This is a genomic window from Amorphus coralli DSM 19760 (assembly GCF_000374525.1).
GTDB classification, from domain to species: domain Bacteria; phylum Pseudomonadota; class Alphaproteobacteria; order Rhizobiales; family Amorphaceae; genus Amorphus; species Amorphus coralli.
The window spans coordinates 1-15,459 of record NZ_KB894573.1; the positions used below are offsets into that span (position 1 = coordinate 1).

General features: G+C 67.0%; 12 protein-coding genes. 7 read left to right on the forward strand and 5 right to left on the reverse strand.

What is annotated here, in order from left to right; translation table 11 throughout:
• Nucleotides 1-99: 99 nt before the first annotated feature.
• From dnaE to proS, 4 genes are all read right to left on the reverse strand, one after another.
• Nucleotides 100-3,549 (reverse strand): DNA polymerase III subunit alpha, encoded by a 3,450-nt coding sequence (dnaE, locus tag C507_RS0110715; RefSeq protein WP_018699695.1) that lies wholly within the window; start codon nucleotides 3,547-3,549, stop codon nucleotides 100-102.
• A gap of 500 nt (nucleotides 3,550-4,049) precedes the next feature.
• Complete coding sequence (locus C507_RS0110725; RefSeq protein ID WP_018699697.1) at nucleotides 4,050-4,736, reverse strand: ABC transporter ATP-binding protein; 687 nt, start codon at nucleotides 4,734-4,736, stop codon at nucleotides 4,050-4,052.
• An 8-nt stretch (nucleotides 4,737-4,744) separates the two neighbouring features.
• Complete coding sequence (locus tag C507_RS0110730; protein WP_018699698.1) at nucleotides 4,745-6,040, reverse strand: lipoprotein-releasing ABC transporter permease subunit; 1,296 nt, start codon at nucleotides 6,038-6,040, stop codon at nucleotides 4,745-4,747.
• Nucleotides 6,033-7,361, reverse strand: a complete 1,329-nt coding sequence (proS, locus tag C507_RS0110735) for a proline--tRNA ligase (RefSeq protein ID WP_018699699.1) — start codon at nucleotides 7,359-7,361, stop codon at nucleotides 6,033-6,035. Before proS ends, C507_RS0110730 begins: the two co-directional genes overlap by 8 nt.
• Nucleotides 7,362-8,119: 758 nt before the next feature.
• Between proS and sfsA the strand changes: the two genes are divergently transcribed.
• The 7 genes from sfsA (at nucleotide 8,120) to C507_RS0110770 (ending at nucleotide 14,942) form a co-directional block, all read left to right on the forward strand.
• Nucleotides 8,120-8,818: a DNA/RNA nuclease SfsA gene (gene sfsA / locus C507_RS0110740; protein WP_018699700.1), complete on the forward strand. Its 699-nt coding sequence runs from the start codon at nucleotides 8,120-8,122 to the stop codon at nucleotides 8,816-8,818.
• A 140-nt stretch (nucleotides 8,819-8,958) separates the two neighbouring features.
• Nucleotides 8,959-9,789: a type I methionyl aminopeptidase gene (map, locus tag C507_RS0110745; protein ID WP_018699701.1), complete on the forward strand. Its 831-nt coding sequence runs from the start codon at nucleotides 8,959-8,961 to the stop codon at nucleotides 9,787-9,789.
• A gap of 17 nt (nucleotides 9,790-9,806) precedes the next feature.
• Complete coding sequence (gene radC, locus C507_RS0110750) at nucleotides 9,807-10,520, forward strand: RadC family protein (RefSeq protein WP_018699702.1); 714 nt, start codon at nucleotides 9,807-9,809, stop codon at nucleotides 10,518-10,520.
• Between the two features lie 132 nt (nucleotides 10,521-10,652).
• Nucleotides 10,653-12,185: a circularly permuted type 2 ATP-grasp protein gene (locus C507_RS21055; protein ID WP_018699703.1), complete on the forward strand. Its 1,533-nt coding sequence runs from the start codon at nucleotides 10,653-10,655 to the stop codon at nucleotides 12,183-12,185.
• Nucleotides 12,186-12,203: 18 nt separating this feature from the next.
• Nucleotides 12,204-13,151 carry an alpha-E domain-containing protein gene (locus C507_RS0110760; RefSeq protein WP_018699704.1) on the forward strand — a complete coding sequence of 316 codons (948 nt, stop codon included), beginning with the start codon at nucleotides 12,204-12,206 and terminating at the stop codon, nucleotides 13,149-13,151.
• A gap of 10 nt (nucleotides 13,152-13,161) precedes the next feature.
• A complete protein-coding gene (locus C507_RS0110765; protein ID WP_018699705.1) occupies nucleotides 13,162-13,995 on the forward strand; it encodes a transglutaminase family protein in 834 nt (277 codons plus the stop codon).
• 179 nt (nucleotides 13,996-14,174) lie between these two features.
• A complete protein-coding gene (locus C507_RS0110770) occupies nucleotides 14,175-14,942 on the forward strand; it encodes a proteasome-type protease (RefSeq protein ID WP_026319007.1) in 768 nt (255 codons plus the stop codon).
• A gap of 16 nt (nucleotides 14,943-14,958) precedes the next feature.
• On the opposite strand, the gene C507_RS21060 is transcribed toward C507_RS0110770, so the two are convergent.
• Nucleotides 14,959-15,222: an NfeD family protein gene (locus C507_RS21060; protein WP_018699707.1), complete on the reverse strand. Its 264-nt coding sequence runs from the start codon at nucleotides 15,220-15,222 to the stop codon at nucleotides 14,959-14,961.
• Nucleotides 15,223-15,459: the final 237 nt, after the last annotated feature.

Sequence of the window (15,459 nt, forward strand, 5' to 3'; positions counted from 1 at the left end):
GGAGCCGGTGAGCGGTAGCGAACTCGGCGCGAGGGGGATTCTTTTTGATCGCAAAGCCGGACGGAAAACCGCAAGAGCACTTTTCCTGGCTTTGCTTGGTCAGGCGAACTCCACCTGCACCACGCCGGGGAGCTGCTTGAGGGCGCTCGCGACTGGGGGCGTGACCTGATAGCGGCCGGGCAGCCGAACCTCCACCTCCTGCTTGCCGCCGTCCACCAGCAGCACCAGCGAGACGTCGGCGTCGCCTTTCTTCGGAAGATGCCGGGCGAGGCTGTCGAGCGGAGCCGGATCGCGCAGGAACACCCGAAGCGACCGCTTCAGACGCAGCGCGGCCTCGTCGAGCGGTTCCACCGTCTGGATGCGGGCGGAGACGCCCTCCTCCCGTTCTTCCGCGTGGACCATCAGGATCACCGACTGGCCGGGCTCCAGCAGGTCGCGATACTGGGCGAGACCATCGGAGAAGATCACCGCCTCGTACTGGCCGGTCGGATCCGACATGCGGACGATGCCCATGCGGTTGCCGGAGCGGGTGCGCCGCTCCTGGCGCTGGGTGACGGTGCCGACGAGACGGCCGGCGGTGGCGCCGCGCTTCACCGATTCCACGAAGCTCGACCACATCTGGACCCGCATCCGCTCCAGCACCTGGCGGTAATCGTCCAGCGGATGGGCGGAGAGATAGAAGCCGATGGCCGCGTACTCGCGCTGCAGCGTCTCCGCCGGTGCCCAGGCGAGGATGTCGGGCAGTTCCACCGGCTGCGGCTCGCCGCCGAAGAAGTCGTTCTGGCCGGAGGCGATGCCCTCGGCGTTACGCTGGGCAATGCCCAGCACCCGGTCGAGCCCCTCCATCAGCCGCGCCCGGTTGCGCTCCAACTCGTCGAAGGCCCCCGCCGCCACGAGACATTCCAGGCCGCGCTTGTTGGCGATCTTCGGGTTGATGCGGTGGGCGAAGTCGGTGATGTCGCGGAAAGGCCGCTCGGTGCGCAGCGCCACGACGTGATCGACGACCGGCCGCCCTGCCCCCTTGATGGCGTTCAGCGCGTAGACGATGGCGCCATCCTTCACCGAGAACTTCGCCTCCGAGGAGTTCACCGACGGCGGCAGCACCGGGATTTCCAGCCGCATCGCCTCGCGGCGGAAGTCGGACAGCTTGTCGGTGTTGCCCATGTCGAGCGTCATGGTCGCCGCCAGGAACTCGACGGGGTAGTTCGCCTTGAGCCAGGCCGTCTGGTAGGCGACCAGCGCGTAGGCGGCGGCGTGTGACTTGTTGAAGCCGTAGTTGGCGAACTTGGCGACGAGGTCGAAGATCGTCGAGGCATCGGACTTCTTGACGCCCTGCGCCACCGCCCCGTCGACGAAGCGCTCGCGCTGGACGTCCATCTCCGCCTTGATCTTCTTGCCCATGGCGCGGCGCAGAAGGTCGGCGTCGCCGAGCGTGTAGCCGGACAGCACCTGAGCGATCTGCATCACCTGCTCCTGGTAGATGATGATGCCGAACGTCTCCTTCAGGATCGGCTCCAGAAGCGGGTGCAGATAGTCGGGCTCCTCCTCGCCGTGCTTGCGGCGGTTGTAGCTGGGGATGTTGTCCATCGGGCCAGGACGGTAGAGCGCCACGATGGCGATCAGGTCCTCGAAGCGGTCGGGCCGCATGCCGATCAGCGCCTTGCGCATGCCGGCGCTTTCCAGCTGGAACACGCCCACCGTCTCGCCGCGCGCCAGCATCTCGTAGGTGGGCGCGTCGTCGAGCGGCAGGGCTTCCAGGTCGATCTCGATGCCGCGCTGGGCGATGAGATCTACCGCCGTGTCGATGACCGTCAGCGTCTTCAGGCCGAGGAAGTCGAACTTCACCAGGCCGGCCTGTTCCACCCATTTCATGTTGAACTGGGTGACGGGCATGTCAGAGCGCGGGTCCCGGTACATGGGGACCAGCTCGTCGAGCCGGCGGTCGCCGATGACTATGCCGGCGGCATGGGTGGAGGCGTGGCGGTAGAGGCCTTCGAGCTTCATCGCCATCCGCAGCAGCGTGGCGATGACGGGTTCCTCGTCGCGCGCCTCCTGCAGGCGCGGCTCGCCGTCCACTGCCTCCTTCAGCGTGACCGGGTTGGCGGGGTTGGCCGGCACCAGCTTGCAGAGCTTGTCCACCTGGCCGTAGGGCAGCTCCAGCACCCGGCCGACATCGCGCAGCACGGCGCGCGCCTGGAGCGATCCGAAGGTGATGATCTGGCCGACCTGGTCGTGGCCGTACTTGGACTGGACGTAGGCGATGACCTCCTCGCGCCGATCCTGGCAGAAGTCGATGTCGAAGTCCGGCATCGAGACGCGTTCGGGATTGAGGAAGCGCTCGAAGAGCAGCCCGAAGCGCAGCGGATCGAGGTCGGTGATGGTCAGCGAATAGGCGACCAGCGAGCCCGCGCCGGAGCCGCGCCCCGGCCCCACCGGGATCTCCTGGGCCTTCCCCCACTGGATGAAGTCGGCAACGATGAGGAAGTAGCCGGGGAAGCGCATCCGCTCGATGATGTCGAGCTCGTAGGCGAGACGCTTCGTGTAGTCGTCCTCGCTCATGCCGGGCGCGGGGCCATGCGCGGCAAGTCGCGCGGCAAGGCCGGCCTCGGCCTTTTCCCGCAGCGCGCGCGCCTCGGCCGCCTCGGCCTCCGCGGCATCGACGCCGTCGCCGGTGGCAAAGCGCGGCAGGATCGGCTTGTGCTTCAGCGGCCGGTAATGACAGCGCTGCGCGATCTCGACGGTGGACGCCAGCGCCTCCGGCAGGTCGGAGAAGAGCTCCGTCATCTCCGCCCGGCTCTTGAAGTAGTGCTCGGGCGTCAGCTGGCGGCGGTCGTCCTCGTTGAGCCGGCGGCCTTCCGCGATGCAGATCAGCGCGTCGTGGGCCTCGAAGTCGTCGCGGGTCTTGAAGAAGACCTCGTTGGTGGCGACCAGCGGCACGCCGGCGTCGTAGGCGAAGTTGACGAACACCGGCTCGCAGGTCGCCTCGTCCGGCAGGTTGTGGCGCTGCAGTTCGCAGTAGAAGCGGTCGCCGAAGGTCTGCGCCAGCCAGTCGAAGCGGCGCCGCGCCAGGGCCTCGGAGCCGCGCAGGATCGCCTGGCCGACGGGCCCCTCGACACCGCCGGACAGACAGATCAGGCCGCCGCCGTGCTCGGCGAGCGCATCCGCCGGCACGTGCGGCCGGGTGCCTGGCACCGGCTCCAGGTGCGAGCGGCTGACCAGCTTCACGAGGTTGGCGTAGCCGTCGGCGGTCGCGGCGATGAGCACCAGCGTCGGCAGCGCCGAATCGGCCTGCCGGCGGCCGTTGTCCTCCTCCGCGAACGCCACCGCGAGCTGGCAGCCGACGATCGGCTGAACACCATCGCCGGACGCCTTCTCGGAGAATTCCAGCGCTCCGAAGAGGTTGCCTGAATCGGTGACCGCCAGAGCCGGCTGGGCGTCGGATTTCGCCAGCTTCACCAGGTCTTTCAGGTGGATCGCGCCTTCCAGCAACGAGAAGGCGGAGTGAACCCTCAGATGAATGAAGCCGGGGCCGGCGACTGGCGTGCTCATGGATCCTCGTGGCCTGGGATGGCCGGGCAGCAGGGGCGTACCCGGCACCGGCGTCCTCCAAGTGTGCCGCCGACGGGGGCATCCGTCGACAGCCTGGCCTCAAAGATCGGGGGATAGGATCGGTGATGGCGCGGGGATCGCGCAGTCATTGGCCCGGAGCGTTTGCCTTCGCACCCCGCTTGGGAACGATGTGCCGCGCTCGCCCGGCGGCGGGTGGGCCTCAGCCGAACTGCGAGAGTGCGTTGAGCCAGACCAGCATGGTGCCGCCGAAGAGGGTGATCGCGACGAGGGTGGTGAGGTCGTAGACGAAGCGAACCATGAGAGCCTCCTTCTTGGCGGGCCGGCCCTTGTGTGCGCCGCCCCGTTCCGCCTTTGTTCTGGCTCAACTATGTTCCGCTTCCGTTCTCATCGTCAACCGCCCGGGACAAGTCCCTGTCCGGCACCGTTAAAATTGTGTTTCCGAAATGTTCTCATCCACCGGAGGCGCGCGATACCGCGACTCACATCTCTTCGCAATGGCCGTTCACCAGCGTGACGCGGCGGTCCATGCGGGCGGCGAGGTCGTGGTTGTGGGTTGCCACGAGGGCGGCCAGTCCGGTCGAGCGGGCCAGCCGGACGAAGGCGGCGAAAACGTGCTCGGCCGTGGCCGGGTCGAGATTGCCGGTGGGCTCGTCGGCGAGCAGGACGGCGGGCCGGTTGGCCACCGCCCGGGCAATGGCAACCCGCTGGCGCTCTCCACCGGAGAGCTCGCCGGGACGGTGGCTGACGCGTGGCTCGACCCCGAGTTCGTCGAGGAGCGCACGCGCCGCGGCTTCGGCCTCGCGCTTGCCGACGCCGGCAAGCCGCATCGGCAGGGTCACGTTCTCCAGCGCGGTGAAGTCCGGCAGCAGGTGATGGAACTGGTAGATCATGCCGATGGACGAGCGGCGAAGCTCGGTGCGGGCGGCGTCGCCCAGCCCGGTGGTGTCCACCCCGGCGATGGCGACAGTGCCGGTATCGGCCTGCTCCAGAAGGGCTGCAATGTGCAGGAGCGTCGACTTGCCCGCCCCCGACGGCGCCACCAGGGCGACCAGTTCACCCGGGTTCAGCACGAGGTCGACGCCGCGCAGGACGTCCAGCCGACTCTCGCCCTCGCGGTAGCTGCGCTCGACGCCCTCAAGGGCCAGGGCCGGAACGGTGTCGGTCATCGTCACACTCACTCGCCGCGCAACGCGTCGACGGGGTCGACCGCGGCCGCCTTCCAGGCGGGATAGAGCGTCGCCAGGAACGACAGCACCAGCGCCATGACGACAACGGACGTCGTTTCGCCCGTGTCCATGTCAGCCGGGAGCTGACTGAGGAAATAGAGCTCCGGCGAGAACAGCTCGGTGCGGGTCACCCAGGAGATCGCCTGACGGATCTCCTCCACGTTCATGCAGACGAGCGTGCCAAGCCCGAGCCCCGCCAGGGTGCCGACGGTGCCGATGGAAAGGCCCGCCAGGATGAAGACCCGCAGCACGGTGCCGCGCGTGGCGCCCATGGTGCGCATGATGGCGATGTCGCGGGCCTTGTCCTTCACCAGCATGGTCAGGCCGGAGATGATGTTCAGCGCCGCAACGAGCACGATCAGGGTGAGGATGAGGAACATGACGTTCCGCTCCACCTCCAGCGCGGAGAAGAAGGTCGTGTTCCGCTGGCGCCAGTCGATCAGGTAGACCTGCCGTTCCGCCGCAACGGTGATGGGATCGCGCAGGGAATCGACGGCGTCCGGGTCGTCGACGAACACTTCGATCGCCGTCACCTGGCCTTCCATGTTGAAGAAGTACTGGGCTTCCACGAGCGGCATATAGATGATCGAGCTGTCATATTCCGACATGCCGATCTCAAAGATCGCCTCCACCGGATAGCTCTGGCTGCGCGGGGTGACGCCGAACGGGGTGACCGTGCCCTTCGGCGTAATGAGCTGGATGGAATCGCCCACCGTGACGCCGAGGCTGCTGGCCAGCCGGGAGCCGATCACCACTCCCCTGCCCTCGCCGTAAGCCGCGAGATCGCCAACGAGGATGTTGTCGGAGACGAGACCGAGCCGGTCGAGCTGCGGCTTGGCGATGCCGCGCACCAGCGCACCGGTGGCATTGGCCGGCCCGGAGACCAGCGCCTGCCCCTCCACGAACGGCATGGCGAGCCGCACCCCGTCGACCCCGTCGATGCGCTGAGCGACGGGCACGTAGTCGGTGAGATCGCTGCCGATCGGCTGCACCAGGAAGTGGCCGTTGACGCCGAGGATCTTGGTGAAGAGCTCGTTGCGGAACCCGTTCATCACCGCCATGACGATGATCAGCGTGGCGACGCCCAGCATGATGCCGAGGAAGGAGAAGCCGGCGATCACCGAAATGAAGGTGTCGCGCCTGCGCGAGCGCAGGTAGCGCCCGGCGATCACCCACTCCAGGGCGGAGAAGGCACCGACGCTGCCGCTGGTATCGGGATGGCCTGCCGCGGCGGTGTCAGCCACAGCAAGCCTCGACCAGCCGGTTCACCGCCGCGTCCAGCGACATGGTCTCGCGCTCGCCGGTGGCACGCCGCTTCAGCTCGACCTCGTCGTTGGCAAGGCCGCGCGGGCCGACGATGAGCTGCCACGGCAGACCGATCAGGTCCATCGCCGCGAACTTGGCGCCGGCACGCTGGTCGACATCGTCGTACAGCACGCTGGCCCCGGCGGCCTCCAGCCGCGCGTAGAGGCCTTCGCAGGCGACGTCGGTGGCCTGGTCGCCGGGCTTCAGATTGATGAGGCCCACGTCGAACGGGCTCAGCGCGTCGGGCCAGACGATGCCGGCATCGTCGTGGCTCGCCTCGATGATGGCACCGACGAGGCGGGAGACGCCCACGCCGTAGGAGCCCATGTGAACCGGCTTCTCCACCCCGTCCGGTCCGGCAACCTTGGCGCCCATGGCGTCGGAATATTTGGTGCCGAAATAGAAGATGTGGCCGATCTCGATGCCGCGCGCGGCGACCCGCCGGTCTTCCGGGATCGCGTCGAAGGCGGCCTCGTCGTGCATGTCGTCGGTGGCGGCATACTTGCCCGTCCACGCATCGACCACGGGGCTCAGGTCGGCGTCGAAATCCGTGTCCGCCGGTGGGATCGGCAGGTCGAGCAGGTCCTTGTCGCAGTAGACCGCGCTCTCGCCCGTGGACGCGAGAATGATGAACTCGTGGGAGAGATCTCCGCCGATCGGGCCGGTCTCGGCGCGCATCGGGATGGCCGTCAGGCCCATGCGCCGGAAGGTGCGCAGATAGGCCACGAACATGCGGTTGTAGGCCTTGCGCGCGCTCTCCTGATCGATGTCGAACGAGTAGGCATCCTTCATCAGGAACTCGCGCCCGCGCATGACGCCGAAGCGGGGCCGCACCTCGTCCCGGAACTTCCACTGGATGTGGTAGAGGTTCAGCGGCAGCTCACGGTAGCTGCGCACGTAGGAACGGAAAATGTCGGTGATCATCTCCTCGTTGGTCGGCCCGAACAGCATCTGCCGCTCGTGGCGATCCTGGATGCGCAGCATCTCCTGCCCGTAATCGTCGTAACGTCCCGATTCCATCCAGAGGTCGGCCGACTGGATCGTCGGCATCAGGACTTCCTGGGCGCCGGCGCGGTTCTGCTCCTCGCGCACGATCTGCTCGATCTTGCGCAGCACCGCGTAGCCGAACGGCAGCCAGGAGTAGATGCCCGCCGACTGCTGGCGAATCATGCCCGCCCGCAGCATCAGCCGGTGCGAGACGATCTCCGCCTCCTTGGGCGTTTCCTTCAGAATGGGCAGAAAATAGCGAGAGAGGCGCATGGAGAACGGGTCTTTCGTGGCAGGACCGGCAAGGAAGGGGCGGAGTGAACCGCTCCCGGGGACAAATGACAAGGGCTCAGTGCGCATGCCGGAACGGCACCCCGCGATCACGTCGCGGACGTGACGACATTGCAGCGCGGGTGCGTGGCGGATCGCCGCATTCCGGCCCGGCAAACCGGGCGAAAGCATGCATACGCAAAAAAGTTGGGCGGCTATTGCACAAAATGATGACAGCCCGAATTCCAGTTGTTATGGTGACGGAATAACGCATGGCATCGGCGAAAGCATCGATGCCGAAGGCTTCGCGGTCTGAGTCTTGGGAGGAAGACCCTCTGGCGCAGTACCACGCTGCTGCCGCGCACGGTCGACACTAGTCGGCTGAAGCGCTCGGAGGGACGGACGCGGAACTAAAGCAGCAAGGCGAAAGCCTTGCTCTTTTTTTGTCTGCAGTCCGGCGGCCTCATCTTTCGCTGCGTGCTCTTTTCGTCATCCGATGCTTCGCCTCATCGCCGCCGCAGTGCCCGTCTTTTCGGCAGATACAAAGTCGGCGCATGAAAATAGTTGCCGGCCGGCAAAGACTTGCGTGCGCCACGCCGCCCCCCGCCGCCCGAAGGTTCGCCCCCACGCCTCGGCGATCGAACGATCTGTCGAAAGCGATGAGGCGCAGCGAGCGAGGGGTGCGCCCCGGCGCCCGGCTCCGCTATAGGGGAGGCTCCGCTCCGAAGCGCCCCCCTTTCAGCCTGGTTTCTGCCGCGCCCATGAAACTTCCCGCTCCCCTCGTCCCGGCAACGCTGATCCGCCGCTACAAGCGTTTCCTCGCCGACGTCGCGCTGGCGGACGGCTCGGTGTTGACGGTCCATTGTCCCAATCCGGGCGCGATGACCGGCCTCGACGCGGAAGGCAGCGATGTGTGGCTGTCGGTTTCCGACAGCGCCAAGCGCAAGCTGCCGCACACGCTGGAACTGGTGCGCGCCGATGGCGGCCTGGTGGGCATCAACACCATCCATCCCAACCGCATCGTCGCCGAAGCGCTGGCCGAAGGCGCGATCCCGGAACTGGCCGGCTACGCCACGCTCCGGCGAGAGGTGCGCTATGGCGCGAAGAGCCGCGTCGACTTCCTGCTGGAAGGCGGGGAACGCGCGCCCTGCTACGTGGAGGTCAAGAACGTCCACCTGATGCGGACGGCCGGGCTGGCGGAGTTTCCCGACAGCGTCACGGCGCGCGGGGCGCGGCATCTCGACGACCTGGCAACCATGGTGGCGGCAGGACACCGGGCGGTGATGCTCTATGTCGTGCAGCGAAGCGACTGCGACCGGTTTGCCTTCGCCGCCGACATCGATCCGGCCTACGGCGCCGCCTTCGACAGAGCCCGAAGGGAAGGCGTCGAGGCGCTGATCTATCGCTGCACGCTCAGCGAAGACGAGATCCGGCTCGCCGACCGCATCCCGTTCGCCTGAGTCCGAACACACCCAATCCAGGCGCGCAAAACCGGACGAAATCGCGCAGGAATTGCAGACGCTGAAATTGGTGCCTCGACCTGCTATGTAAGCAGCAAGCAGACCAAACCCTCGAGCGCCCGATCGCCACGGAGCCCCGAATGATCGAATATGTGGATGCCGCCCAGGCACCGCTGAAGAACACCGGCCAGATCCGCCTCTACGATGCCGACGGCTTCGCCGGCATGCGCAAGGCAAGCCAGGTCACTGCCGAGTGCCTCGACCGGCTCAACGAGATCGTGAAACCGGGCGTGACGACCGACGAGATCGACGCGTTCGTCTATGCCTTCGGCATGGAGCGCGATGCGCTGCCGGCGACGCTCTATTATCGCGGCTACCGCAAGTCGACCTGCACCTCCATCAACCACGTCGTCTGCCACGGCATCCCCGGCTCCAAGCCGCTGCGCGAGGGCGACATCGTCAACATCGACGTCACCTACATCGTCGATGGCTGGTACGGCGATTCCAGCCGCATGTACGCCGTCGGCCAGGTGAAGCGGGCCGCCGAGCGCCTGATGGAGGTGACCTACAAAGCGTTGCTGCGCGGTCTCGAGGTCGTGAAGCCCGGTGCCACCACCGGCGACATCGGCGCCGCGATCCAGGCCTACGTGGAAAGCGAACGCTGTTCCGTGGTGCGCGATTTCTGCGGCCACGGTGTCGGCCAGCTCTTCCACGACGCGCCGAACATCCTTCACTACGGCCGTCCTGGCGAGGGCATCGCGCTGCAGCCCGGCATGATCTTCACCATCGAGCCGATGGTGAATCTCGGCCGGCCGCACGTGAAGATCCTGTCGGACGGATGGACCGCCGTGACCCGCGACCGGTCGCTGTCGGCCCAGTACGAGCACAGCGTCGGGGTCACCGAGACGGGCCGCGAGATCTTCACGCTCTCGCCCGGCGGGTACGACCCGGACCTGGCGGCGCGGACCTAGGGCGCGGCGAGGTCGCGATGCCGGACAAGGCCGAGGGATTTTCCGACGCCGGTCGCGGCCTCACCAGCGAAGGCCACCGCCAGCGCCTGCGCAACCGGTTCGTCCAGGCGGGCGCCGACGGCCTCGCCGACTACGAACTCCTAGAACTGCTGCTGTTCCGCTCCATCCCCCGGCGCGACACCAAGCCCATCGCCAAGCGGCTGGTCACGCGCTTCGGCTCATTCGCCGAGGTGCTGTCCGCCCCTGCCCCGCGGCTTCTCGAGGTAGAGGGCGTCGGGCCGGGCGTCGTGCAGGATCTGAAGCTTGTGCACGCGGCGGTGCAGCGCTTCGCCCGGGGCCAGGTGGCGAAGAAGCCGGTGCTGTCCTCCTGGAACGAAGTCATCGACTACTGCCGCGCCGCCATGGCCTTCGCCGACCGCGAACAGTTCAAGATCCTGTTCCTGGACAAGAAGAACGCGCTGATCGCCGACGAGGTGCAGCAGACCGGCACGGTGGACCACACGCCGGTCTATCCCCGCGAGATCGTCAAGCGGGCGCTCGAGCTGTCCGCCAGCGCGATCATCCTGGTCCACAACCACCCCTCAGGGGACCCGACGCCATCGCGGGCCGACATCCAGATGACGCGGCAGATCATCGACATCGCCGCGCCACTCGGCATCACCATCCACGACCACATCATCGTCGGCCGCCAGGGCCATGCCAGCTTCCGCGCACTGAAGCTGATGGACTGAGGCCGCACCGGCTGCCCAAAATTCAGGCAGACCAGCCGATCCGGGCGAATTGCCCACAAGATCGGCCATCGGGTTGCGTCACCGTCCGGCGTCCGATCTAATCGCCTGAGTGTTCGCGCGTCCGGAGATTGCATGGCCACCCCTTTCGACGAGATGACCATCGCCGGCCACGACTGCCGACCGGCCTACGACCTGGTCAAGGCATGGCTGGAAAACCACGACATGGAGACGCTGCGGCATCGCTCGCAGGAAGCCGAGCTCCTGTTCCGCCGCATCGGCATCACCTTTGCCGTCTACGGCCAGGCCGAGGCCGAGGAACGCATCATCCCGTTCGACGTGGTGCCCCGCGTTCTCACCATGGGCGAGTGGCAGCGGCTGTCTCAGGGCCTGACCCAGCGGGTCCGGGCGCTCAACGCCTTTCTCGCCGACATCTACGGTCCCGCCAACATCATCAAGGCGGGCATCGTTCCGGCGGACCTGATCTACCAGAATCCCTACTTCCGGCCCGAGATGATCGGCGTGAAGGTGCCGCGCTCCATCTACGTGCCGATTTCCGGCATCGACATCGTGCGGGTCGATGCGGAGACCTTCTACGTCCTGGAGGACAATGCGCGCACGCCGTCCGGCGTCTCCTACATGCTGGAGAACCGGGAGGTAATGATGCGCCTCTTCCCGGACCTGTTCTCCGAGCACCGCATCGCGCCGGTCGAGAACTATCCCGACGAGCTGCTCTTGACGCTCCAGTCGCTGGCCCCTGAATCGGCGCCGGGCGAGCCGACCGTCGTGCTGCTGACCCCCGGCCAGTACAACAGCGCCTACTACGAGCACACCTTCCTCGCCGATCGGCTGGGGGTGGAGCTGGTGGAGGGCCGCGACCTGTTCGTGCGCGATTCCATCGTCTACATGCGCACCACCCAGGGGCCGAAGCGGGTGGACGTGATCTATCGCCGGCTGGACGACGAGTTCCTCGACCCGCTGGTGTTCCGGCCTGATTCCGCGCTCGGCGTACCGGGCCTGATGGCCGCCTACCGGGCCGGAAACGTGACGCTCGCCAACGCGGTGGGGACCGGCGTCGCCGACGACAAGGCGATCTATACCTACATGCCGGAGATCGTCCGCTTCTACCTGGGCGAAGAGCCGATCCTGAAGAACGTGCCGACCTGGCGCTGCCGGGAGCCGGAGGCGCTGGCCTACGTGCTCGACCACCTCCCGGAACTGGTGGTGAAGGAAGTGTCGGGCTCCGGCGGCTACGGCATGCTGGTGGGCCCCGCCGCCGACAGCGAGACCATCGAGGCGTTCCGCGCCAAGCTGAAGGCCAAGCCGGAGGACTTCATCGCCCAGCCGACGCTGGCGCTGTCCACCTGCCCGACCTTCGTCGGCAACGGCGTGGCGCCGCGCCATGTCGATCTCAGGCCCTTCGTTCTCTCCGGCTCCGACCAGGTTCGCATCGTGCCCGGCGGCCTTACCCGGGTCGCGATGCGCGAAGGGTCCCTGGTGGTGAACTCCAGCCAGGGGGGCGGCACCAAGGACACCTGGGTGCTGGACGATCCGACCCCGGCAGACTCGCCACCCGGCACCCCGTCGAGCACCGCCGAGGTGACGACGATGGAGCACCAGGTCTCCGACCAGGCCAGGTCGCAGAGCCAAAGCCAGAGCCAGAGCTGACAGGATCGATCCGGCCCCATGCTTCTTGCCCGTACCGCAGACAATCTCTTCTGGCTGGCCCGCTACGTCGAGCGCGCCGAGAACACCGCCCGCATCCTGGATGCCGCCGCCCGGCTGTCCTCGCTCCCCGCGGGCTATGGCGGCAGCTCGAACGAATGGACGTCGGCCGTTGCCGCCACCGGCGGGCTCGACCGCTTCCGCGAGCTCTACGGCGATGACGAGAGCCACCAGGCGGTGATCGACTTCCTGGCCTTCTCGCCGGACAACCCCGCCAGCATCCGCACCTGCATCGAGGTGGCCCGCTCAAACGCCCGCGCCGTGCGCACCGCGCTGACCGCAGAAATGTGGGATTCGATCAACAGCGCCTGGCTGGAGCTGCGCCAGTTCCGTTCGGAAGGCATGACCCGGCCGCGCCTCAACGAACTCCTGAGCTTCGTGAAGGAGGCCTCGCTGCGCTTTGACGGCAGTGCCTACCGCACGATGCTACGCAACGACGCCTACTACTTCACCCGGTTGGGCAGCTTCCTGGAACGCGCCGACGCCACCGCGCGCATTCTCGACGTGAAGTACCACGTGCTCTTGCCGGAAGGTGAGCCGGTGGGCGGCAGCCTCGACTATTTCCAGTGGTCGTCGATCCTCCGCTCGGTCTCCGCCCTGACCGCCTATCACTGGGTCTACCGCCAGAACCTGCGGCCGTGGCTGGTGGCCGATCTCCTGATCCTGCGCCGGGAGATGCCGCGTTCGCTGGCGGGCTGCAGCGAAAACCTCACCCGGTTTCTGGACGAGATCGCCCGCGATTATGGCCAGCAGGGACCGAGCCAGCGGATCGCCCGGGCCACCTTCGCCCGCCTGCAGAATGCCGATGTCGATGCCGTCTTCGCCGAGGGGCTGCACGAGTTCCTGCTGTCGATCATCGCCGAAAACAACCGGCTCGGCGCGGCAATCGCCGACCAGTACCTGACCTGAGGCAGCGGCGATGCGGATCAAGATCAGTCACGAGACCCACTACCGCTACGACACGCCGGCAACGCTGGTGATCCAGATCCTTCGGCTGACGCCGCGTGGCCATGCGGGGCAGTTCGTCAGCGACTGGCGCATCGAGGTTTCCTCCGACGCCCGCCTGCAGAAGAGCGAGGATCCGTTCGGCAACATCGTTCACACCTTCACCGCCGAGGGGCCGGTCGAGGAGCTGACGGTGACCGCGGCCGGCGAGGTGGAGACCGAGGAAACGCACGGCGTCATCAACGGCGCGATCGACAGGCTGCCGCTGGGCATCTATCTGCGCGACACGCCGCTCACCGAGCCGACGCCCGACCTGTGCACGTTCGCGCGCGACACGATGGCCGCGAGCGACGGCACATCCCTCGATGCGCTTCACCGGCTCAATGCCGCCGTCCACCAGCACATCCGCTTCGACACCAGGGCAACCAGCGTGGCGACACCGGCAGCTACCGCCTTCGAGGAAGGTCACGGCGTCTGCCAGGACCTGGCGCATGTTTTCCTGACCGCCGCGCGCAGCGTCGACGTGCCCTGCCGCTATGTCGGCGGCTACCTGCTGCGATCCGACGGACAGAACGAGCAGGAAGCCGGTCATGCCTGGGTGGAGGCCTTCGTGCCGGACCTCGGCTGGGTCGGCTTCGACCCGGCGCACGGCATCGCCGCGACCGAGGCGCACGTGCGCGTGGCCACTGGGCTCGACTATCTGGGCGCCGCTCCGGTCCGCGGCACCCGCTACGGCGGCACCTCCGAGACGCTGGACGTGGCGGTTTCCGTGTCTTCGCGCAATCCGGCCGGCGGCGGCATCCAGTAAGATCTCACCAGCTAGCGCAATCGGCGCTTGATTGCGACGCCGGCCCGGCCAAACATGCCGGCGCGTCCGGTCCGGCATCCATCCACAGCGAGACCGCACCGGGGCGCGACGACAGCCCGTTGCGAATCGGGACGCAGTGCTAGTCTGCTGCGCCGGCGGGTGGATTTGGGGCTTGGGACATGACGTACTGTTGCGGAATTCTGGTGCGCGGCGGCCTGGTGATGATCGCCGACACGCGCACCAATGCCGGCCTCGACAACATCGCCACCTATCGCAAGCTACACATCTTCGAGAACCCGGGCGAGCGCGTCGTGGCGCTGGCCGCCGCAGGCAACCTGGCCGTCACCCAGGCCGTACTGAGCTATCTCAGCGAGGGAATCGAGGATCCGGAGACCGGAGCGGTGCAGACAATCATGGACATGCCGTCCATGTTCAAGACGGCTCAGTTCGTCGGCAACGCGGTGCGCCGGGTGCGCGACGTGGACGGCCCATCCCTCGAGCTGAGCGCGTCCGGCTTCGATGTCTCCATCCTGCTCGGCGGTCAGATCGGCGACGGCCGCCTGCGCCTGTTCATGGTCTATCGGGCGGGGAACTTCATCGAGACCACCGAGGACACACCCTACCTGCAGATCGGCGAGCACAAATATGGAAAGCCGATCCTGGACCGCGCGGTGACCTACGACACGGACCTGCTCGACGCGCTCAAGCTCGGCCTGATCTCGATGGATTCCACCATGCGCTCCAATCTCGGCGTCGGGCTTCCCATCGACATCCTGACCATGCGCCGCGACACGTTGCACGCTGACCGGAACCTGCGCATCGAGGCCGACGAGCCCTACTTCCACAATCTGCGCGAACAGTGGTCCACAGCACTGCGTCAGGCGCACCTGGCCATCGCGACGCCGCCCTATCCGCCGTCGGAAGGGCCCGCCGACATTGAAAGCTGAGGTCCGGGCGCGAGCTTCAGGCGCCCTTCCCGGCCCTGTTCGCGCCGCGCCGAGCCGCGAGGCGGCCGATCAGCACCGACACGCACGACACTGCCAGAAACGCGACGATCTGCAGCGGCCAACCGATCGCAACGAGCAAGGCCGCGATGCCAACGGCAAGCGCGGCCAGTCCGAACCACAGGAAATAAAGGCCGGGGATCAGCACCTCGACGGCGATCAGGCAGACGCCGAGGATGAGCCAGGAGGCCGGGCCGATGGTGGTGTACAGCGAGGCGATCATGGCCGAATCCTAGCGCCGTTCACCCTTTCAACGGAAGCAATCAACGGCTTTGACCACTGGTATTCACGAAATCCCAGACGGAAAACCGGTCCCCACTTTTACTGGGATTGCTTGGTCACTCCGCAATCCCGGACGGAAAACGGGTTCCCACTTTTCCTGGGATTGCTCTCCTCGTGAAGCCAGCGGACGACTGTCCGCCGGCCGCAGGCCGCCCACCCGGAGCCGGTGAGCGATAGC